This is a genomic window from Pseudomonas sp. MF6776, assembly GCF_016613125.1.
GTDB classification, from domain to species: domain Bacteria; phylum Pseudomonadota; class Gammaproteobacteria; order Pseudomonadales; family Pseudomonadaceae; genus Aquipseudomonas; species Aquipseudomonas iridis.
The window spans coordinates 195838-217676 of record NZ_JAENSQ010000003.1 but is presented as its reverse complement, the minus strand read 5'-3'; the positions used below and the strand labels follow the sequence as shown (position 1 = coordinate 217676).

Below are 21839 nucleotides of genomic sequence, written 5' to 3'. Positions count from 1 at the left end.
TTGCCACTTGACGCTCGCAGCTTGCCGCTGACGAAATTCATTTCGTTTCGTTGAACAGTTCGCGACCGATCAGCATGCGACGAATCTCACTGGTGCCGGCGCCGATTTCGTACAGCTTGGCGTCGCGCAGCAGACGACCGGCGGGGAATTCGTTGATGTAACCGTTACCGCCGAGAATCTGGATCGCGTCGAGGGCCATCTGCGTGGCACGTTCGGCGGTGTAAAGGATTACGCCGGCAGCGTCCTTGCGTGTCGTTTCACCGCGCTCGCAGGCCTGGGCCACTGCGTAAAGGTAGGCGCGGCTGGCGTTGAGTTGGGTGTACATGTCGGCGACTTTGCCCTGGATCAGCTGGAATTCGCCGATGCTCTGGCCGAACTGCTTGCGGTCATGGATGTACGGGACGATCAGATCCATGCACGACTGCATGATCCCGGTCGGGCCGCCCGACAGCACGACGCGTTCGTAATCGAGGCCGCTCATCAGCACTTTCACGCCGCCGTTGAGCACGCCGAGGATGTTCTCTTCCGGCACTTCGACGTCATCGAAGAACAGCTCGCAGGTGTTGGAACCGCGCATGCCGAGCTTGTCGAACTTGTTGCTGCGGCTGAAGCCTTTCCAGTCGCGCTCCACAATGAATGCAGTGATGCCGTGCGCGCCTTTTTCCAGATCGGTCTTGGCGTAGATCACGTAGGTGTTGGCGTCAGGGCCGTTGGTGATCCAGGTTTTGCTGCCGTTGAGGACATAGCGGTCGCCACGTTTGTCGGCGCGCAGTTTCATTGAAACCACGTCAGAACCGGCGTTCGGCTCGCTCATCGCCAGCGCGCCGACGTGCTCGCCGCTGATCAGCTTCGGCAGGTATTTGGTTTTCTGTTCGTGGTTGCCGTTACGGTTGATCTGGTTGACGCACAGATTGGAGTGCGCGCCGTAGGACAACGCCACCGAGGCCGAGCCGCGGCTTATCTCTTCCATCGCCACCACGTGCGCCAGATACCCCAGGCCTGCGCCGCCGTACTCTTCCGGCACGGTGATACCGAGCAGGCCCATGTCACCGAATTTGCCCCACATGTCGGCAGGGAACAGGTTGTCGCTGTCGATTTGCGCCGCGCGTGGGGCGATCTCTTTAGCGACGAAGGACTGAACCTGATCGCGCAGCATGTCGATGGTTTCACCGAGGGCGAAGTTCAGGGATGGGTAGCTCATGGGTCACCTTTTGGCTTTTTTGTAGGGTGGGGAGGGCGGCGGTTCAGCTCTCACCTTGACGTTAACGTAAGCCTGCGATGAGTGACTGTCAATCACACTTTACGTTAACGTCAACTTAGGCGAGAGTAAGGGCCGTTCAAGATTGAAAACGGACTGTCCCATGTAGGAGCGAGCTTGCTCGCGAAGGCGCCAGGCCAGTCGACACGGATGTCGAATCAGATGGCCGCTTCGCGGGCAAGCTCGCTCCCACAGGGATTTAATCCGGCAAACCCGCTAATAAAGACAATAGGGGTCGTCATGGATCAACCCAGTGCAAATCCGCAGCGCAGTTACACCCGAGGTTCCCAGGACAAAGCCTTGCTGGCGATGACCATCGGGCAGATGTTCGACCAGACCGTCGCGCAATACCCGGACGGCGAAGCGTTGGTGGTGCGCCATCAGCAGCTGCGCTACTCCTGGCGACAGCTCGCTGACGCAGTGGATCTGCATGCCAGGGCTTTGCTGGCGTTGGGATTGCAGGCGGGCGATCGACTCGGTATCTGGGCCCCGAATTGCGCGCAGTGGTGCATCACCCAATTCGCCACCGCGAAGATCGGGGTGATCCTGGTCAACATCAACCCGGCCTACCGCACCTCCGAACTCGAATATGTCCTCAAGCAATCGGGCTGCAACTGGCTGGTCTGTGCCGGAGCATTCAAGACCTCCAACTATCACGGCATGTTGCAGGGACTGGTGCCGGAACTGGCGGAGCAATCCATCGGCCAATTGCGCAGCGAGCGTCTGCCGGACCTGCGTGGCGTGATCAGCCTCGACGCACAACCGCCGTCGGGGTTCCTGCCGTGGTCGCAACTGGCCGATATGGCCGCCAGCATCGCCCCGCAACAACTGCATGAACGCAGCGACAGCCTGCACTTCGATCAACCGGTGAACATCCAGTACACCTCCGGCACCACCGGTTTCCCCAAGGGCGCGACCCTCAGTCACTACAACATTCTCAATAACGGTTACATGGTCGGCGAAAGTATCGGCCTGACGCCGCTTGATCGACTGGTTATCCCGGTGCCGTTGTATCACTGCTTCGGCATGGTCATGGGCAACCTTGGTTGCATTACCCACGGCAGCACGATGATTTATCCCAACGATGCCTTCGATCCGTTGCTGACCCTGCAAACGGTCGCCGAAGAAAAGGCCACCGGCCTGTACGGCGTGCCGACCATGTTCATCGCCATGCTCGACCAGCCACAACGCGGCGAATTCGATCTGTCGAGTCTGCGCACCGGCATCATGGCCGGCGCCACTTGCCCGATCGAAGTCATGCGCCGGGTCATCAGCGAGATGCATATGAGCGAAGTGCAGATCGCCTACGGCATGACCGAAACCAGCCCCGTTTCGCTACAGACCGGTCCAGCGGATGAGCTGGAACTGCGTGTAACTACTGTCGGCCGCACCCAACCGCAACTTGAAAGCAAGATCATCGACGAGGCCGGCAACCTGGTGCCGCGCGGCACCATCGGCGAACTCTGCACCCGTGGTTACAGTGTGATGCTCGGCTACTGGAGCAATCCGCAGGCCACCGCCGAGGCCATCGATGAGGCCGGCTGGATGCACACCGGCGATCTGGCGAGCATGAATGACGATGGCTACGTGAACATCGCCGGACGTAACAAGGACATGATCATTCGCGGTGGCGAGAATGTTTATCCGCGTGAACTGGAGGAGTTCTTCTTCACCCATCCGGCCGTGGCGGACGTGCAGGTGATCGGCATTCCGTGTTCGCGTTACGGTGAGGAAATTGTCGCCTGGATCAAATTCCATCCCGGCCACAACGCTTCAGAACTGGAGCTGCAAACCTGGTGCAAAGAGCGCATCGCGCACTTCAAGACACCACGGCATTTCAAGTTTGTCGAAGAGTTTCCGATGACGGTGACCGGCAAGATTCAGAAATTCAGGATGCGGGAAATAAGTATCGAAGAATTGAAAACCATCGAGCGTTAACCGCAACCATTGTGGGAGCGAGCCTGCTCGCGAAGGCGTCAGGTCAGCCAATATCTTTGTTGATGACACACCGCTTTCGCGAGCAGGCTCGCTCCCACAGGGGATAAGCGGTGTTGCAAAGAGGAATCACAGAAAGCACAAAGGGGAGCCGAGGCTCCCCTTTAATTTTGTCGTCGCGTGCTCTTTTTTTATTATTGAGGGTCGGTCTATTGTTGTTTTTGGCAACCGTGGCCCTTTACCGCTGTTTTTGGCGACCCCCATCCGGGGTCAAGAGCAAACGTATTTTTTTGAGCGCTGATCTGCTTTCTCGTTAAACGATCCAACCGATTCGGGAGCTACCTGAAGGTAGTTTTATTATTCTCTGCCCGGTTGCGGGTCACTCCTGAGAGCACCCTGAAAAACACACCTTCTCCAAAAAAATCTGTTAGCTGCGTCTCTGCCGTGTTGTTTTTGTTATGTCAGAGTCGTTACGTCTTATTTTTATTGGTTTGCCGCTTTTTATTCTTGTTATGCCATAGAGATAGCAGGACGCGTGCCAACTTTAAAAAGTACTTATAAATCAGTGGTTTGATATTTTTGCGGATTTTATCGACCGGTCAAAGCCAGACAATTTGTTTCCGTGTTACTCGCTCGTGCCCACTTTGCGGACGCAGCGGTAACACCCTTGGCCTCACTGTGCGTTACGGGCCTTGGCCACGCGCGAGCCGCTCGGGCGACCGAGCACCGCGCTGATTTGCTGACCCGCGGCAATCAAGGCGTCCAGGTCGATTCCGGTGTCGATCCCCAGGCCGTTGAGCAGGTAAACAACGTCTTCGGTGGCGACGTTACCGCTCGCACCTTTGGCGTACGGGCAACCTCCGAGGCCGGCGATAGAGCTGTCGAACACCGCGATGCCTTCGAGCAGACTGGCGTAGATGTTGGCCATGGCCTGGCCATAGGTGTCGTGAAAGTGCCCGGCGAGTTTTTCTCTTGGCACCTGCGCCGAAACCACTTCAAACAGGCGACGAGTCGCGCCTGCGGTGCCGGTGCCGATGGTGTCGCCGAGCGACACTTCATAACAGCCCATCGCGTACAACTCGCGCGCAACCATGGCCACTTGCTCCGGCGCGACGGTGCCCTCGTAGGGGCAACCGAGCACACAGGAAACGTAACCGCGCACGGTAACGCCGTGCTGTTTCGCCGCGTCCATGATCGGCGCAAACCGCGCCAGGCTTTCACTGATCGAACAGTTGATGTTGCGCTGCGAGAACGCTTCGGATGCAGCGGCGAACACCGCGACCTCCTTGACCCCGGCAGCGACAGCATCTTCAAAACCCCGCAAGTTCGGCGCCAGTGCACCGTAGGTCACGCCGGGTTTGCGCTGGATCTGCGCGAACACCTCGGCGGACCCGGCCATCTGCGGCACCCATTTCGGTGATACGAAACTGCCGACTTCTATATAGCCAAGACCTGCGGCGCTCAGGGCGTCGACCAGTTGCACCTTGTCAGCCACGCTGATCGGTTGGGCTTCGTTCTGCAGGCCATCGCGCGGGCCGACTTCGATCAGGCGTACTTGGGAGGGGAGGGACATGGCGTTGACCTGCTTGAATTTTGATTCGTTGAGAGTCCTGTGGGAGCGCGCTTGCCCGCGATGAAGTCGGGTCAGTCAACATGAATGCTGGATGCTCCGGCCTAATCGCGGGCAAGCCCGCTTCCACAGGGGGAAAAGTTGACTCTTAAAGGGCTTGCTGGCTCTTGAGCGTCTGCTCCAGCGCCTGCACGCAGCGTTCTTCGGCGGTATCGAGTTCCAGCTTCATCTGCTCGATGTCGAGCAATTGCTGCTCCAGTTGTTCCCGACGCTCGCTGATTTTCGCCAGCATGCTGTTGAGTTGTTTGGTGTTACCGCTGGACGGGTCATAGAGTTCGATCAGTTCGCGGCATTCGGCCAGCGAGAAACCAATGCGCTTGCCACGCAATATCAGCTTCAGGCTGACCTTGTCGCGGGGCGAATAGATGCGTTCCTGGCCGCGACGCTCAGGGCTGAGCAGGCCTTGCTCTTCATAAAAGCGAATTGCCCGGGTGGTGATGTCCAGCTCGCGGGCAAGGTCGGAAATGCTATAGGTCTGGCTGCTCATGAAAGCGCTCGATAAAAGGTCTTGGCGCTAAGCTAATGGCAGGTTGACGTTTACGTCAAGCGGGATGATTTTTGGTGTATTTGATGGCCCCTTCGCGAGCAGGCTCACTCCCACATTCGACCGCATTAATTCAGTCAGAGAGCAATCCCCTGTGGGAGCGAGCCTGCTCGCGAAGAACGATAACGCGGTGTAATTTTTTACACCTTATCCAGCTTCTTCTCATGCGCCGTCACCTGCTGGCACAACTCGATCATCTGCTCGCGCATCCAGCGATTCGCCGGGTCCTGATCGGTGCTCTCATGCCAATACAGATGCGTCTCCACCGGCGGCACATCGTTGACCGGCAGATTAAACGCATGCAGTTCATGGCGACGGGCGAAACGCTCCGGCACGGTCATGACCATGTCGGTCTGCTGCATCACCTGGGACGCCATCAAATAATGCTGCGAGCGCAATGCAATCTTGCGCTGAATGCCCATTTTTCCAAGTGCCAGGTCCACATAGCCGAGGCCACTGCGACGGCTGGAAATATGGATGTGCGTCAACGACAGATAGTCATCGAGGGAGAATTTTTCCTTGCCCGCCATCGGATGGCCCTTACGCATCGCGCAAACGTAGCGGTCTTCCATCAGCTTGACGTGACGCACCTGCGGGTCGGTGTTGAGCGGCGCATCCACGGCAAAATCCAGACGTCCGGCCGCCAGTTCCTTGGTGGTCTCGCGACGTTTGGACAGGAAGCTTTCAATGATTACCGTCGGCGCCAAACGGCGCAAACGCTGGAACAGCGGCGGCAGAATCACTGCCTCGGTGAGGTCGGTCATGCTGATGCGGTAGGTCTTGACCGCTTGCGCCGGGTTGAAAATGCGACTTTCCTGAACCGATACGCGCAATAGCGACAGCGCGTTGCGCACTGGGCCGATGATGTTCTGTGCCATTGGCGTTGGCACCATGCCCTGAGCCGTGCGTACGAAGAGCGGGTCGTTAAACGTTTCGCGCAACCGCGCGAGCGCGTTGGACACCGCCGGCTGCGTGATGCCGACAATCTGCCCGGCACGGGTCAGGTTTGCTTCGGTGTAGATCGCGTCGAAGACGATGAAAAGGTTGAGGTCGACCTTGCTCAGATTCATAACGCGGCTTCTCTTGTTTTAAGGGCAAGTGTTTTAGGGGCTGACAATCAGCCGATCATATATCGGTGATGAATGTTAATACACGTCGAGAATAGGCTAGGTAAATTATCAACGCTGTTCTAGCATCGATTGCATGACTTAAACAACCTCTGCCCAAGAAGGTAATTGCTCATGGATTTCGCTTATTCGCCCAAGGTGCAAGAACTGCGTGAGCGCGTGACTGCGTTCATGGACACTTACGTTTACCCGGCCGAAGCCGTGTTCGAACGCCAGGTTGCCGAAGGCGATCGCTGGCAGCCGACGGCGATCATGGAGGAGCTCAAAGCCAAGGCCAAGGCACAGGGGTTGTGGAATCTGTTTCTGCCGGAATCGGAGCTCGGCGCCGGTCTGACCAACCTCGAATACGCACCCCTGGCAGAAATCATGGGGCGCTCGTTGCTCGGGCCAGAGCCGTTCAACTGCTCGGCTCCGGACACCGGCAACATGGAAGTGCTGGTGCGTTACGCCAACGAAGAACAGAAACAGCGCTGGCTCGAACCGCTGCTGCGCGGCGAGATCCGCTCGGCGTTTGCCATGACCGAACCGGACGTCGCTTCGTCCGACGCCACCAACATGGCCGCCCGCGCCGTGCGTGATGGCGACGAGTGGGTTATCAACGGCAAGAAGTGGTGGACTTCCGGCGCCTGCGATCCACGCTGCAAAATCCTCATCTTCATGGGCCTGAGCAATCCTGATGCGCCGCGCCACGCGCAGCACTCGATGATCCTCGTGCCGGTTGACACCCCCGGCGTGAAAATCGTCCGTCCGCTGCCGGTATTCGGGTATGACGACGCGCCGCATGGTCACGCTGAAGTGCTGTTCGACAACGTACGCGTGCCGTACGAAAACGTCCTGTTGGGTGAAGGACGCGGCTTCGAAATCGCTCAGGGTCGCCTTGGCCCGGGCCGAATTCACCACTGCATGCGATCGGTCGGCATGGCTGAACGTGCCTTGGAATTGATGTGCAAACGCTCGGTGAGCCGCACGGCATTCGGCAAGCCCCTGGCGCGTCTGGGCGGTAACGTCGACAAGATCGCCGACTCGCGGATGGAAATCGACATGGCGCGCCTGCTGACGTTGAAAGCGGCCTACATGATGGACACTGTCGGTAACAAAGTGGCGAAGAGCGAGATCGCACAGATCAAGGTTGTCGCGCCGAACGTGGCACTTCGCGTGATAGATCGGGCGATCCAGATGCATGGCGGGGCAGGGGTGTCTAACGATTTCCCGCTGGCCTACATGTACGCCATGCAGCGCACCCTGCGCCTGGCTGACGGCCCGGACGAAGTGCACCGCGCGGCGATCGGCAAGTTCGAAATCGGCAAATATGTGCCGAAGGAAATGCTGCGTAGCGGTCAGTAAGACCGCGTCGCCTGCTTCGCGAGCAGGCTCGCTCCCACATTCAGCCGCATTCCATCAAAAGAAATGCGATCAAATGTGGGAGCGAGCCTGCTCGCGAAGGGGCCCATACATTCAACACATCTACATCAAGCTCAATAAACCCAAACCTCAACCCTCCGATTCTTGATCCGACCTTCATCCGCGCTATTGGCTGCCACCGGCATCTGCGCGCCAAACCCGCGTACCTCGCGCAGCACCACGCCGTTTTTCACCAGCTCACGCCGTACGGCCATCGCCCGCAATTTGGACAACAAGTCCGCCCGCGCCGGGTCGTCCTTGATGTCGCCAAATCCCACCAGCGTTACCGCACGATCGGTTTTGTCGTGGCGCTTTATATAGTCGAATACCCGAGCCAGATCCTGCCGAGCCTTGTTGTCGAGGCTGGCACTGCCTTCCTCGAAACGGAAATTGACTGTCAGACGTTGGGCGTGACGGCTGAGGGATTGATACCCCTCAGGCATCAGCGCATTCGGTGCAACCGTCATCGCATGCACGGTCTGACTGATGAAGCCGTTGGCCGCGACTATCGCTTGGCCCTGACGACTTTGCGCGAACGCCACCAATGCCTTGGCCCACGGGTTTTGACTGTCGGGCGGCAGATAGAAGAACAATCGTCGCGACAGCGGATAGTCTTCGGTGGCGATCAAGCTGTTGAGTGGCAGCATCGATTGCGACGCGCCATCGGCTATCGCCACCGCTTTGGCCTGCCGCACGTACGGCAAACCGATGAAGCCGATACCCTGTGGATCGTTGCTGACGGCGTCGGATAACTGCTCGCTGGATTCAAACCGTTTCGCCGCGTTACTCAGACTTTTCCCACGACGATTCAAGACCAATTCCTTAAACGTGTCGTACGTCCCGGACTGATCATCCCGCGCATATAAATGAATGACGCCACCACGCCCGCCGAGGTCTTCCCAGGTTTTTAGCTCGCCACTGAAGATCCGCGCCAGTTGTTCGGTATCCAGTTGCTGCAATGGATTATCGGGGTGGAGGATGATCGCCAGGCCATCGATGGCAATGACTTGTTCGGCGCCTGGGCTTTTCAGATCGCCGAGTGATTGCAGTGTCTGTACCTCACCATCCTTGATCTCGCGGGAAGACGCGGCCAGATCGGCGCTAGCGTTTTTCAATGCGACGAATCCGGTACTCGAACCGTGGGCCGCAACTTCCACGACAACGCGTTGGCCTTGCGCGGTCTGGCCAACGATCCGCAGTTCATTGGCGGTGTCCGCGGTTTCGCGGTGAATCTTCAGCAGACCTTGCTCTCGCAGCAATCCTTCTACCAGTGCCGGGCCGAGTTCGGCGCCAATGGTGTTGGACCCCTGGATACGCAGTGCCGGACCGTTTTGCGCGATGGGCAGGGCAGCGGCGTAGACCTTCAGCCATGCGCCCAACAGAAAAACCAGTAAAACACGCAGGGTCATGCCGGCACCAATTGAAGCCAAGGGGATTGCCGGGGAGATTAAGTCAGGCGTGTGACCAAAACATGACAGCGATTCAGTGTGGGAGCGAGCCTGCTCGCGAAAGCGGTGTATCAGAAACATTTTCGCAACTGACACACCGCTTTCGCGAGCAGGCTCGCTCCCACAGGGGGATTTCAGGTGATTTGAGGATCAGCTCAGTTCAAGCCAGATCGGCGCATGGTCCGAAGGCTTTTCCATGCCGCGCAATTCATAGTCGACCCCCGCCGCTTTTACCCGGGGCAGCAAGCCGTGGGATGCCAGGATCACGTCGATGCGCAACCCGCGTTTCGGTTCATCTTCAAAGCCACGGCTGCGGTAGTCGAACCAGCTGAACATGTCGGTCACGTCCGGGTTCAGGTGGCGGAAGCTGTCGGTCAGGCCCCAGTTTTTCAGGCGGGCCATCCACTCGCGTTCTTCCGGCAGGAAACTGCATTTGCCGGTTTTCAGCCAGCGCTTCATGTTGTCCGGGCCGATGCCGATGTCGCAGTCTTCCGGGGAAATGTTCACATCGCCCATCACCACCACTGGCTGTTCGTTGCTGAACCGGCTTTCCAGCAGGGTTTGCAGATCGCTGTAAAAACGCTGCTTGGCGGGGAATTTGGTTGGGTGGTCGCGGCTCTCACCCTGTGGGAAATAACCGTTCATGATCGTCACCGGCACGCCATTGGCGTCAGCGAAAGTGCCCCAGATGAAGCGGCGCTGGGCGTCTTCTTCGTCAGTCGCGAAACCTTTGTGGATAGCAATCGGCTCCTGACGCGAGAGCATTGCCACGCCGTAATGGCCTTTCTGGCCGTGGAAATATACGTGGTAGCCAAGGGCACGTACTTCTTCCAGCGGAAACTGATCGTCGTGGACCTTGGTTTCCTGCAGGCCGATCACGTCCGGCTGGTGTTTTTCGATCAGCGCTGCCAGCTGATGCGGACGGGCGCGCAGTCCGTTGATGTTGAAGGAAACAATCTTCATGGTCGGCAGTCCTGGCAAAAGGGCGATGCTAGCTGACATGTGGGATGGGGGCCAGTGTTGGGGGAGGCAGATTCGGTTTGGTCTGTGGGATTTGTGCTGTCTGCAATGGCGCCATCGCTGGCAAGCCAGCTCCCACAGGGATTTCCAGCGAACACAAATTCTGTGAACACCCGAGAAACCTGTGGGAGCTGGCTTGCCAGCGATGGCGTCCGTTCAGTCGATGAAGATCCCGCTTTGGTCTATACCTGTGGGGAACTGCGCCACCCGCAAAAGGTTCGTACCAACAAGAGCCCCGCCATTCAAGCGGTGCCAGGGGAGAATCACTGACATGCCTGAAACCCAGACCGCCATCGCCGACATTCATATGCTCGACCGCGGTTATTCCCGCGAAGCCAGATCCCTGCTCTATCAGGCCTATCGCCACGAGCCGACCTTCGGTTATCTGTTCGAAGCCGAACGCCCCGGATACGAACAGCGGGTGCGCGCGACGGTGCGCGAACTGGTCAAGCAGCACTTTCTTCAGGACTTGCCCGCCATTGGCTTGCTGGTCAACGACCGCCTGATCGGCATTGCTCTGATCGCGCCGCCGCAGCGCCGTTTGGGCATCACCGAAAGTTGGGCCTGGCGCCTGCGCATGGTGCTCAGCACCGGTTTTCGCTGCACCCGGCGCTATCTGGAATATCACGATGCCGTCGCCGCGTGCGTGCCGAGTGATTCGGTACACATGTTGCCGCTGCTCGGCATTCATCCACAGTTCCAGGGCAAGCACTTCGGTGAGCAACTGCTGACGGCCGTACACAACTGGTGCGCGGTGGACGAAACGTCGCAAGGTGTGGTGCTCGACACCGGCAATCCGCGATATCTGGAATTTTACAAACGACAGGGTTACGAGGAGATCGGCGAAGTTGCCGTCGGCCCAGTGCGCGAGCATGTGTTTTTCCATGCCAATCCGCAGGTGTTACAAACTGCGACCGCATAATCATCGAACTTTTCGAGACAAGTCAGGTTCTATCAGGCTCTCAAGCTCGTGATAGCATCCGCGCCTATGAATTTTCCAGGAAGATTTACCAGTGGCGTGCTCATGCTGTTATCCAGCTGCGCGGCGCTGGCGCAAAGTGAATTGGATGTGCGGATCAAACCGTCCAACGATGAACTCAAGGCCAATATAGAAGGCTATATCGGCAGCCTCGGTGACCGCGACGAAGAAGCCTTGCTGCGCTTCAGTCGTGGTGCCGAAGAGCAGGCGCGCAAGGCGGCCCAGGCGTTGGGCTACTACCAGCCGCAGATCGACAGCGACGTGAAGGGCGGTGACAAGCCGCGCCTGGTGCTGAACATCGATCCCGGCGAGCCGATTCGCCTGCGCAACGTCACCATCCGTGTCGACGGCCCGGCTGCCTCCTTTAAATCCTTTCGTGTACCGAAAGCCGACGTGCTCAAGCCCGGCGCGGTGCTCAACCATGGTCGCTACGAAGACGCCAAGCGACTGATCCAGAATCAGGCCTCGCGCTTCGGTTATTTCAGTGGCCATTTCACCAGTCAAAAACTCTTGGTCGACCCGCGCGCAGGCGTCGCCGATGTCGAACTTATTTATGAAAGCGGCCCGCGTTACGCGCTGGGCAAAGTCAGTTTCGAAGGTGATACGCCGTTCGACGAAGACTTGCTGCAACGCATGGTGCCATTTAAACCGGGCGAGCCTTACGACTCCGAACTGATCGCCGAACTCAACCGCGATCTGCAATCGAGTGGCTATTTCGAAGGCGTGCGCGTCGACGCCGCGCCGACTGCCGCAAAAAATGACGTGATCCCGGTGGACGTCAAACTCGATACGCGCAAGCCGCGCACCATGGGCCTGGGTCTCGGTTATTCGACCGACGTCGGCCCACGGATCAAAGCCAACTGGACGCGCCACTGGGTCAATCCGCAGGGCGACAGCTATGGCTGGGAAGCCGAACTCTCGGCGCCGCGGCAGAACGTCGGGCTGTTCTACGACATCCCGCTCGACCCGCCGCTGACCGACAAATTGCGTTGGGCCGGCGGTTATCAATTCGAAGACATCGAAGGTTCCGACACGCTCAGCAAACTGCTGACCTTCGGCCCGGAATGGCACAGCAAGTTGCCCAGCGGCTGGCAACGGGTGATCTCGCTGAAATGGCAGCGCGAGGAATACGAGCTTGGCGACGACTCGGGCTTGAGTACCTTGCTGATGCCCGGCATCAGTTACTCGTACCTGAAAAGTGACAACCGCATCGACCCGCACAACGGTTATCGCCTGACCTTTGAAAGCAAAGTCGCGAAGGAAGGCGTCGGCTCCGACACCAACCTTTTATATGGCACCGCGCTGGTCAAGGGCTTGACCACGGTGTTCGACAAACACCGTCTGCTCGGTCGTGTGCAGGTCGGCGGCAGCGCCACCAACGGTTACAAATCGGTCCCGCCGTCGCTGCGCTTCTTTGCCGGTGGCGATCAGAGCGTGCGCGGTTACGACTACCAGAGCCTGTCCCCGGAAAACTCCGATGGCGACCGCATCGGTGGCCGCTACATGGTTGCCGGCAGTGTTGAATATCAATACTCCGTCGCCGAGAAATGGCGGGTCGCGACCTTCGTCGATCAGGGCAACTCTTTCAACAAACTCGAACTGCCGAACCTCAAGACCGGGGTCGGTATCGGTGTGCGCTGGGTCTCGCCGGTAGGGCCGATACGCCTCGACCTGGCCCATGCGCTGGACGACGATGGCGGCATCCGGCTGCACTTTTCCATGGGGCCTGAGCTGTGAAGCGTGGTTTGAAAATTACCGCACTGACGTTGTTGGCGTTGGTGTTCTTGATCGTATTGAGTGTGGCCGTCGTACTCGGAACCAACTCCGGTAGCCGCTGGGCGCTGGGTTTGGTGCCGGGCTTGAGCACGGAGAATTTCCAGGGTCGCCTCGGCGGGCAATGGAGCGCCGATCATCTTGTCTGGCAGCAAGACAGCAGCCGGGTCGAACTGGACCAGGCAATCTTCGCCTGGTCGCCGCTGTGCCTGACGCGTATGACGCTATGCATCGATCAACTCAAGGCTGATCGGGTTGTTTTGCAATTCCCGCCGAGTGAAGAAACCACCGAAAGCGGCCCGATCAAATTGCCGGATCTGCAATTGCCGCTGGGTCTCGAACTGGGTGATGTGCAGGTTGGCAGTTTGCTGTTCAACGGCAGCGAACAACTCAAAGGCCTGCAACTGGCGGCCCACTGGACCGCTAAAGGCTTGCAGATCGATAGCGTTAAATTGCAACGCGATGAGTTGAGCCTGAACCTGTCCGGATTGCTCCAGCCCACCGGTAACTGGCCGCTGAACATTGCAGGGGATCTGACCCTGCCGTCTCCGGGCACCGATCCCTGGACGCTGGCGTTGAAAATCGACGGCGATCTGTTGAAGACCCTGAACCTGCACGCCGACAGTCGTGGCTACCTGGACGGTCAGTTGAGCGGCGAACTGCAACCGCTGGCGGAAAACCTGCCGGCCAAGGTGCGTATCACTTCTGAGGCGTTCAAACCGAGCGCTGATCTGCCGGATACCCTGCAACTCAATCAACTGGTATTGACCGGCGAGGGCGACCTGAAGAACGGTTACCAGTTGCTTGGCAACGCCACGCTGCCGGCCGATAAAGGCCCGGTGGCGTTGTTGCTCAAAGGCAAGGTCGACGCCAGTGGCGCGCAAATCGCCGGCCTCGACCTGACCGCCAACGACCAGCAGAGCCTCAAGCTGACTGGCAGCGTCGACTGGAGCAAAGGCATCACGGCTCAAGCCAACATCAATTGGCAAGACTTCCCGTGGCATCGGCTCTACAACGAAATCGACGAGCCGCAAGTCGCCTTGCGTACTTTCAATGGCGAAGTGTCTTACACCGACGGTCAGTACATCGGTAATTTCGCCGCTGCGCTGGATGGCCCGGCGGGCGCATTCAGCCTGAGCAGTCCGTTCAGCGGCAGCCTTGAACAGATCGCTTTGCCGCAATTGAAAATGGAGGCCGGGCAGGGCAAGGCCGAAGGGCACGTTAACGTGCAGTTTGCTGACGGCATTGCCTGGGACGCGGCGCTGGATCTGTCGGCGCTCAACCCGGCGTATTGGGTTGCAGAACTGCCGGGCACCCTGGCGGGGCCGTTGAAAAGCCAAGGCGAAATGAAGAACGAGCGCTTGAGCCTGACTGCCGATCTCGACCTCAAAGGCAAACTGCGCGGCCAACCGGCGATCCTCCAGGCCAAGGCCGACGGCGCTGGCGAACTATGGAATCTGAATGCCCTGCAAATCCGCCTCGGCGACAACAGCATCAGCGGCAAGGGCAGCCTGCAACAGAAACTCACCGGGCAGATCGACATCAAGTTGTCGCGTCTGGCCCAGCTGTGGCCAGAACTGCGTGGGCAGATCAACGGTCAGGTCAACGTCGCCGGCACATTGAAAGCACCGCAAGGCAAGCTCGGTCTGCAAGGTTCGCAACTGGCCTTTCAGGATAATCGCCTGCAAGGCCTCAATCTCGACGCCACCCTCGACAGCGCACAGCGAGCGAAGATCGATCTGAAAGGCAGCGGCATTCAGGCCGGCGAAACGAATTTGGGCACCCTGACCGCCAGCGCCCAAGGCGACATCAAGAGCCAGAAACTCAATCTCGACCTGCTTGGGCCGAAACTGAAACTGGCCCTTGGCCTGGACGGCAATCTGGACAAGGGCAACTGGCGCGGGCGCCTGGCCAGCGGCGATATTCAGGCCGGCGGCCAGGATTGGAAACTGCAAAACCCGGCCAGGCTCGAGCGCCTGGCGGACGGCAAAATCAATTTCGGCGCCCATTGCTGGGTGTCCGGCAGCGCCAGCTTCTGCGGTGAAGATCAACGGCTGATGCCCGAGCCAAAACTGCGATACCACCTCAAGCAATTCCCGATTGAAAGCCTCGCGCAGTGGTTGCCGAAAGACTTCGCCTGGCAAGGCAAGCTCAATGCCGATCTGCAACTGGACCTGCCGGCCAGCGGCCCCAATGGCGTGGTCAGCATCGACGCCAGCGGCGGCACCTTGCGTATGCGTGAGAAGGATCAGTGGCTCGACTTTCCGTACCAGACACTGAAACTCACCAGTAAATTGACCCCGAAACGCATCGACACGGACCTCAACTTCGTCGGCGGCAAACTTGGCGAGCTGATGGTGCAGGCGCAGCTCAATCCGCTGCCGAAAAACAAACCGCTGAGCGGCTCGTTCCGCCTGACCGGGCTGGACCTGTCCGTGGCGCGTCCGTTTGTGCCAATGGTCGAGAAACTCACCGGGCGCCTCAACGGCAGCGGCACGATCTCCGGTGGCCTGCTCGCCCCCCTGGTCAACGGCACCGTGCAACTCAGTGATGGCGAAGTGTCCGGCGCCGAGTTGCCGATGGAACTGCAGGATCTGCAAGTCAAAGCGATGATTGCCGGTGAGTCGGTGCGTCTGGACGGTGGCTGGAAAAGCGGCAAGAGCGGGCAGGGCAACCTGAACGGCAACATCACCTGGGGCCAGGCGCTGGTGGTGGATTTGGCCCTCAAGGGTACGCAATTGCCGGTCAGCGTCGAACCCTACGCCAAGCTCGAAGTGGCGCCGGACCTGAAGATTTCCATGGCCGGCGATGAGCTGAAAATTGCCGGCAAAGTGCTGGTGCCCAAAGGCGAAATCACCGTGCGTGAATTGCCGCCATCGACGGTGAAAGTCTCCGATGACACGATCATCGTCGGCGCGCAGACCGAACAGGGCAAACCACCCATAGCCATGAAAATGGACATCGACGTGGTGGTCGGGCAAGACAAGTTGAGCTTCGCCGGTTTTGGCCTGACCGCCAATCTGCAAGGGCAGGTTCACATCGGTGACAACATGGACACTCGCGGCGAACTCTGGCTCAACGACGGGCGTTACCGCGCCTACGGTCAGCGCCTGACGGTGCGGCGTGCGCGTCTGCTGTTCGCCGGTCCCATCGATCAGCCGTATCTGGATATCGAAGCGATTCGCCAGACTGACGACGTGATCGCCGGTATTCGCCTGAGCGGCAGCGCGGAACAACCGACCACGCAGATCTTCTCGGAGCCGGCGATGAGCCAGGAGCAGGCGTTGTCCTATCTGGTGCTCGGCCGCCCGTTGAGCACCAGCGGTGAAGACAACAACATGCTCGCGCAAGCGGCGTTGGGCCTGGGTTTGATGGGCAGTTCCGGAGTGACCAGCGGTCTGGCCAAAGACCTCGGCATTCAAGACTTCCAGCTCGACACCCAAGGCAGTGGCGACGCCACCAGTGTGGTGGCCAGCGGCAATATCTCCGAGAAGCTCAGCCTGCGTTATGGCGTCGGCGTATTTGAACCGGCCAGCACCATTGCCCTGCGGTACAAACTGAGCAAGAAGGTTTACGTCGAAGTCGCCAGTGGCGTAGCCAGTTCGCTGGATATCTTCTACAAGCGCGATTTCTAGGTCGCGCTTTCACCTGAACCGAGTCGCTTCAATCGCTGGCAAGCCAGCTCCCACAAGTCTCTCTGGCACACCTGAATGGTGTGCCCGGCAAGGACCCTGTGGGAGCTGGCTTGCCAGCGATGGCGTCCGAGTGCGCAACGCAAAACCCCCGCCCATTTGTCAGCTAATTACCTAGCCTGCTAACGATTTCGTTGACATTCGCTGCCTAGGCAGTAACATCTTGACATACATTCACTGCCTAGGCAGTTATTAGGTGAGCAAATGAAGCATTTCACCCCGGACGAATTCAAACACTGCCATCTCGGCCTGTTGCTTGGCCGTGCTGCGCTGCTCAAGGACCGGATCATCGACACCCACATGGAACCCCACGGCATCACTGCCGCGCAGTTCAAGGTGTTGATCATCATGGCCCAGTACGGCGTCGATACGCCGGCCGAGCTGTGCCGGCACTTGTCGCTCGACAGCGGTTCGATGACGCGCATGCTCGATCGTCTGGAGCAGAAAGGCTTTCTGGTTCGCCAACGCAGCGAAGGCGATCGCCGTCAGGTGCAACTGAAACTGACCGAACAAGGCCAGCAACTGGCCGATCGCCTGCCGCACATCGGCGCCGATGCGATGAATGAACTGGCCGGCGCCGTCACTCCGGACGAGTTGAAAACCCTGGAATACATCCTCAAAAAAATTCTGCTGGCAGCCGGTGACCCGATCACTATCCAGCGGTTAGGTGAACACAATGAGCGGTAAAACCTTGCGCAGCAGCCTCACTTTGGTGCTGTCGGCGATGATTCTCGCCGGTTGCGCCAACTACAGCGGCCTCGACACTCAAGGTCAGAGCCTCGATGCGAAAAGCCTCAAAGTCGGTCAGTCGCTCAATGGCGTCACGCTGTCGCCGGCGGCCTGGCCGAAAAGCGATTGGTGGACCAGCCTCGGCGATCCGCAACTCGACGGCTTGATCCGCGAAGCCCTGCACGACAGCCCCGACATGCAGATCGCTGAAGCCCGCGCCCATCAGGCCAGCGCCGCCGCGTATGCCGCCGATGCCGAACGTTATCCGACGCTGGACGCCAGCGCCGGCATCAGCCGCTCGCGCCTGGCCAAGGATCAGGATCCGCGAGGGCAGGGCGATGCCTATTCCACCGTGCGTAACGTCAGCGCCGGCTTCAATTACAACTTCGACCTGTGGGGCGGCCAGCGTGATGCGTGGGAAGCCGCACTCGGTGAGGCCCGTGCCGCCGAAGTCGACCGTCAGGCTGCGCAGTTGACCCTCGCTGCCGACGTCGCCCGCGCTTACAGCGATCTGGGGCAGGCGCACATCGTTTATGACCTGGCCAACGAAGACCTCAAACGCACCAAGCAGATGCTCGAACTGAGCCAGCGCCGCTTGAGTGCCGGCATCGACAGTCAGTACCAGTTCCAGCAAACCCAAAGCCTTGAGGCCAGCTCCGAAGCCAGTCTGATCGATGCCGAAAAACGTCTGAACAGCGCGAAAATCGCTTTGGCGGTGCTACTCGGCAAAGGCCCGGATCGCGGCAACGAAATCGCCCGACCGAAAATCCTGCAGGCCAGCGCCGTCGCCGTACCGTCGGTGTTGCCGGCGGAGCTGCTCGGTCGTCGTCCGGATCTGGTCGCGGCCCGCTGGCGCGTGGAAGCCGCGAGCAAAGACATCGACTCGGCGAAAACCCGGTTCTATCCCAACCTGAACCTCACGGCCTCGGCCGGTGCGGAATCGTTGTTGGGTGATGCGATGTTCGGTTCGGCCAGTCGCTTCTTCAACATAGCCCCGACCATTTCGGTGCCGATCTTTGACGGTGGACGCCTGCGCGCCAACCTCGATGCGCGCGACGCCGATTACGATCTGGCGGTGGCGCAGTACAACAAAAGTCTGGTGAAAGCACTCGGCGATGTCAGCGACGCGATCAACCAGTTGCGTGACATCGGCCGGCAGATCGGTGCGCAGCAACACGCCACCGCCATTGCGCAGGACTCTTACAACACCGTCGTCCAGCGTTACGGTTCCGGCATCGGCAACTACCTGGACGTGCTCAGCATCGAGCAGCAATTGCTCCAGGCCCAACGTCAGTTGGCCAACCTCAATGCCGAGCAGATCGACCTGTCGATTCAACTGATGCAAGCGCTGGGCGGCGGCTTCCAGGGGCAAACCCTGACCGCAGCCAACGCCCGCCCAGCCACGCCGCACAACTAATTCAAGGTATTTGTCATGGCCACTGCCGAAAACACTCAAGCTCAAGACAACACCCCGGACACCGGCAACCCGCGCAAACGTAAAGTGATGCTGCTGACGTTGGCCGTCGTGGTGATCCTCGCCATCGCCGGCGTCTGGGCGTATCACGAATTCATCGGGCGCTGGAGTGAAAGCACCGACGACGCCTACGTCAACGGCAACGTCGTTGAAATCACCCCGCTGGTGACCGGCACTGTGGTCAGCATTGGTGCTGACGATGGCGATCTGGTTCACGAAGGTCAGGTGCTGATCAACTTCGACCCCAACGACGCTGAAGTCGGCCTGCAAAGTGCTCAGGCGAAACTGGCGCGCACTGTGCGTCAGGTGCGTGGCTTGTACAGCAACGTCGATGGCATGAAAGCCCAGGTCAACGCCCAGCAAGCTGAAGTGCAGAAAGCCCAGGACAACTACAACCGCCGCAAGAGTCTTGCTTCGGGCGGGGCGATTTCCCAGGAAGAACTGTCCCACGCTCGCGATGACCTGACCTCGGCACAAAACGCCCTGGCCAACGCTAAGCAGCAACTGAAAACCACCAGCGCACTGGTCGACGACACCGTGGTTTCGTCGCATCCGGACGTGATGTCGGCCGCCGCCGATCTGCGTCAGGCCTATCTGACCAATGCCCGCAGCACCTTGATTGCACCGGTCACCGGTTACGTCGCCAAACGCACCGTGCAGCTCGGTCAGCGTGTGCAACCGGGCACGGCGTTGATGGCGGTGATCCCGCTGGATCAGCTGTGGATCGACGCCAACTTCAAGGAAACCCAGTTGCGTGACATGCGCATCGGCCAGCCGGTGGACATCGAATCCGACATCTACGGCAGCGACGTGAAATACAGCGGCACCATCGACAGCCTCGGCGCCGGCACTGGCAGCGCGTTTGCCCTGTTGCCTGCGCAGAACGCCACCGGTAACTGGATCAAGATCGTCCAGCGTGTACCGGTACGGATTCACATCAACGCTGAAGAACTGGCCAAGCATCCGCTACGTGTCGGTCTGTCGACCAACGTCGAGGTCAATCTGCACGACCAGAGCGGCCCGGTACTGGCCCAGCAGCCGCCGCAAAAGGCCTCGTTCAGCACCAATGTCTACGACCGCCAACTGGCCGAAGCTGACGCGATGATTGCGCGGCTGATCCACGACAACAGCGCCGCGGCCAGCAAAACCGCACAACGCTGAATCTTTCCCCTGTGGGAGCGAGCCTGCTCGCGAATGCTGACTGACATTCAACTTGGAAGTTGTCTGACACACCGCTTTCGCGAGCAGGCTCGCTCCCAGAAAGGGCACGGCGTCAACCTGGTTTCAAAGGATTCACGATGAGCAATAACGCCTCTTTTACGCCGCCCAGCCTGTTGCTCAGCACCATCGGCCTGTCGCTGGCGACGTTCATGCAAGTGCTCGACACCACCATCGCCAACGTGGCGCTGCCGACGATTTCCGGCAACCTCGGCGTGAGTTCGGAGCAGGGCACCTGGGTGATCACCTCGTTCGCCGTCAGCAACGCGATTGCACTGCCGCTGACCGGTTGGCTCAGCCGCCGGTTCGGCGAGGTGAAGCTGTTTCTCTGGGCGACCATTCTGTTTGTACTGGCGTCGTTCCTTTGCGGTATCTCGACGTCGATGCCGGAACTGATCGGTTTCCGTGTGCTGCAAGGTCTGGTCGCCGGGCCGCTGTACCCGATGACACAAACATTGTTGATCGCTGTTTATCCCCCCGCTAAACGGGGGATGGCGCTCGCGTTATTGGCGATGGTCACGGTGGTCGCGCCGATTGCCGGGCCGATCCTCGGTGGCTGGATCACCGACAGTTATAGCTGGCCGTGGATCTTCTTCATCAACGTGCCGATCGGCATTTTTGCGGTGATGGTGGTGCGTTCGCAACTGGCCAAGCGTCCGGTGGTGACCAGTCGCCAGCCGATGGATTACGTCGGGCTGATCTCGCTGATCATCGGTGTCGGCGCGTTGCAGGTCATCCTCGACAAGGGCAATGACCTGGACTGGTTCGAGTCGAACTTCATCATCATCGGTGCGGCGATTTCGGTGGTTGCGCTAGCGGTGTTCGTGATCTGGGAAATGACCGATCAGCACCCGGTGGTCAATCTGCGCCTGTTCGCCCATCGCAACTTCCGCATCGGCACGATTGTGCTGGTGTTGGGTTACGCCGGGTTCTTCGGTATCAACCTGATCCTGCCGCAATGGCTGCAAACCCAGATGGGCTACACCGCGACATGGGCCGGGTTGGCTGTGGCACCGATCGGCATTCTGCCGGTGCTGCTGTCGCCCTTTGTCGGCAAGTACGCGAACAAGTTCGACCTGCGCTTGCTGGCCGGGCTGGCGTTTCTGGCGATTGGCCTGAGCTGCTTCATGCGCGCCGGGTTTACCAACGAGGTGGACTTCCAGCACATTGCGCTGGTGCAACTGTTCATGGGCATTGGTGTGGCGCTGTTCTTCATGCCGACGTTGAGTATCTTGATGTCCGACCTGCCGCCAAGCCAGATCGCTGACGGCGCAGGCCTTGCGACGTTCCTGCGCACTTTGGGCGGCAGCTTCGCGGCGTCGCTGACCACATGGATCTGGATTCGCCGCGCGGATCAGCATCATGCGTACATGAGCGAAAGTATCAGCACATATGAGCCGACAACGCGTGAGATGCTGAACTCATTGGGCGGCGCCAGTCAGCCGGCTTATGCGCATATGGATCAGATCCTGACCAGTCAGGCGTACATGCTCTCCACCGTGGATTACTTCACGCTGTTGGGTTGGGGCTTTATGGGGTTGATATTGATTGTGTGGCTGGCGAAGCCGCCGTTTGCGGCGAAGGCGGGGCCGGCTGCTTCCGGCCACTGAT

At 59.3% G+C, this 21839-nt stretch carries 15 protein-coding genes; 9 read left to right on the top strand and 6 right to left on the bottom strand.

The features are described 5' to 3' along the window. Window positions 1–37 precede the first annotated feature (37 nt). On the bottom strand, window positions 38–1201 hold the full coding sequence (locus tag JJD74_RS04785; protein ID WP_042559915.1) for an isovaleryl-CoA dehydrogenase: 1164 nt from the start codon (window positions 1199–1201) through the stop codon (window positions 38–40). A 297-nt stretch (window positions 1202–1498) separates the two neighbouring features. Between JJD74_RS04785 and JJD74_RS04780 the strand changes: the two genes are divergently transcribed. Further along, window positions 1499–3196: an AMP-binding protein gene (locus tag JJD74_RS04780; RefSeq protein ID WP_200611813.1), complete on the top strand. Its 1698-nt coding sequence runs from the start codon at window positions 1499–1501 to the stop codon at window positions 3194–3196. 670 nt (window positions 3197–3866) lie between these two features. Here the strand turns inward: JJD74_RS04780 and JJD74_RS04775 are convergent. The 3 genes from JJD74_RS04775 to JJD74_RS04765 all read right to left on the bottom strand — a co-directional run bounded on the left by JJD74_RS04775 (window position 3867) and on the right by JJD74_RS04765 (window position 6437). Beyond that, complete coding sequence (locus JJD74_RS04775) at window positions 3867–4766, bottom strand: hydroxymethylglutaryl-CoA lyase (protein WP_042559913.1); 900 nt, start codon at window positions 4764–4766, stop codon at window positions 3867–3869. Window positions 4767–4911: 145 nt separating this feature from the next. Further along, complete coding sequence (locus JJD74_RS04770; RefSeq protein WP_150688774.1) at window positions 4912–5310, bottom strand: MerR family transcriptional regulator; 399 nt, start codon at window positions 5308–5310, stop codon at window positions 4912–4914. Between the two features lie 197 nt (window positions 5311–5507). Continuing rightward, a complete protein-coding gene (locus tag JJD74_RS04765) occupies window positions 5508–6437 on the bottom strand; it encodes a LysR family transcriptional regulator (RefSeq protein ID WP_042559911.1) in 930 nt (309 codons plus the stop codon). Between the two features lie 171 nt (window positions 6438–6608). On the opposite strand from JJD74_RS04765, the gene JJD74_RS04760 reads away from it, so the two are divergent. After that, on the top strand, window positions 6609–7838 hold the full coding sequence (locus JJD74_RS04760) for an acyl-CoA dehydrogenase (protein ID WP_042559910.1): 1230 nt from the start codon (window positions 6609–6611) through the stop codon (window positions 7836–7838). 131 nt (window positions 7839–7969) lie between these two features. Here the strand turns inward: JJD74_RS04760 and JJD74_RS04755 are convergent, their stop codons facing one another. After that, complete coding sequence (locus JJD74_RS04755) at window positions 7970–9304, bottom strand: substrate-binding domain-containing protein (protein WP_200611811.1); 1335 nt, start codon at window positions 9302–9304, stop codon at window positions 7970–7972. Window positions 9305–9493: 189 nt separating this feature from the next. Then, the gene (xthA, locus tag JJD74_RS04750) at window positions 9494–10306 is read right to left on the bottom strand and encodes an exodeoxyribonuclease III (protein WP_042559908.1); all 813 of its coding nucleotides are present in this window, start codon (window positions 10304–10306) and stop codon (window positions 9494–9496) included. Between the two features lie 328 nt (window positions 10307–10634). Here xthA and JJD74_RS04745 point away from each other — a divergent pair, with 328 nt between their 5' ends. The 7 genes from JJD74_RS04745 to JJD74_RS04715 all read left to right on the top strand — a co-directional run bounded on the left by JJD74_RS04745 (window position 10635) and on the right by JJD74_RS04715 (window position 21838). Next, complete coding sequence (locus JJD74_RS04745; protein ID WP_007912451.1) at window positions 10635–11285, top strand: GNAT family N-acetyltransferase; 651 nt, start codon at window positions 10635–10637, stop codon at window positions 11283–11285. A 66-nt stretch (window positions 11286–11351) separates the two neighbouring features. Further along, window positions 11352–13079 carry an autotransporter assembly complex protein TamA gene (locus tag JJD74_RS04740; RefSeq protein ID WP_042559906.1) on the top strand — a complete coding sequence of 576 codons (1728 nt, stop codon included), beginning with the start codon at window positions 11352–11354 and terminating at the stop codon, window positions 13077–13079. Further along, window positions 13076–16750 (top strand): translocation/assembly module TamB domain-containing protein, encoded by a 3675-nt coding sequence (locus JJD74_RS04735; protein ID WP_200611809.1) that lies wholly within the window; start codon window positions 13076–13078, stop codon window positions 16748–16750. Before JJD74_RS04740 ends, JJD74_RS04735 begins: the two co-directional genes overlap by 4 nt. Before the next feature lie 261 nt (window positions 16751–17011). After that, window positions 17012–17494, top strand: coding sequence for a MarR family winged helix-turn-helix transcriptional regulator (locus JJD74_RS04730; protein WP_047301963.1), 483 nt, complete (start codon window positions 17012–17014; stop codon window positions 17492–17494). After that, window positions 17484–18953 carry an efflux transporter outer membrane subunit gene (locus JJD74_RS04725; protein WP_200611807.1) on the top strand — a complete coding sequence of 490 codons (1470 nt, stop codon included), beginning with the start codon at window positions 17484–17486 and terminating at the stop codon, window positions 18951–18953. The genes JJD74_RS04730 and JJD74_RS04725 overlap by 11 nt, the downstream gene beginning before the upstream one ends. A 15-nt stretch (window positions 18954–18968) precedes the next feature. Continuing rightward, complete coding sequence (locus JJD74_RS04720) at window positions 18969–20171, top strand: HlyD family secretion protein (protein ID WP_042559902.1); 1203 nt, start codon at window positions 18969–18971, stop codon at window positions 20169–20171. A 137-nt stretch (window positions 20172–20308) separates the two neighbouring features. Further along, on the top strand, window positions 20309–21838 hold the full coding sequence (locus JJD74_RS04715; protein ID WP_115147421.1) for a DHA2 family efflux MFS transporter permease subunit: 1530 nt from the start codon (window positions 20309–20311) through the stop codon (window positions 21836–21838). Window position 21839: the final 1 nt, after the last annotated feature.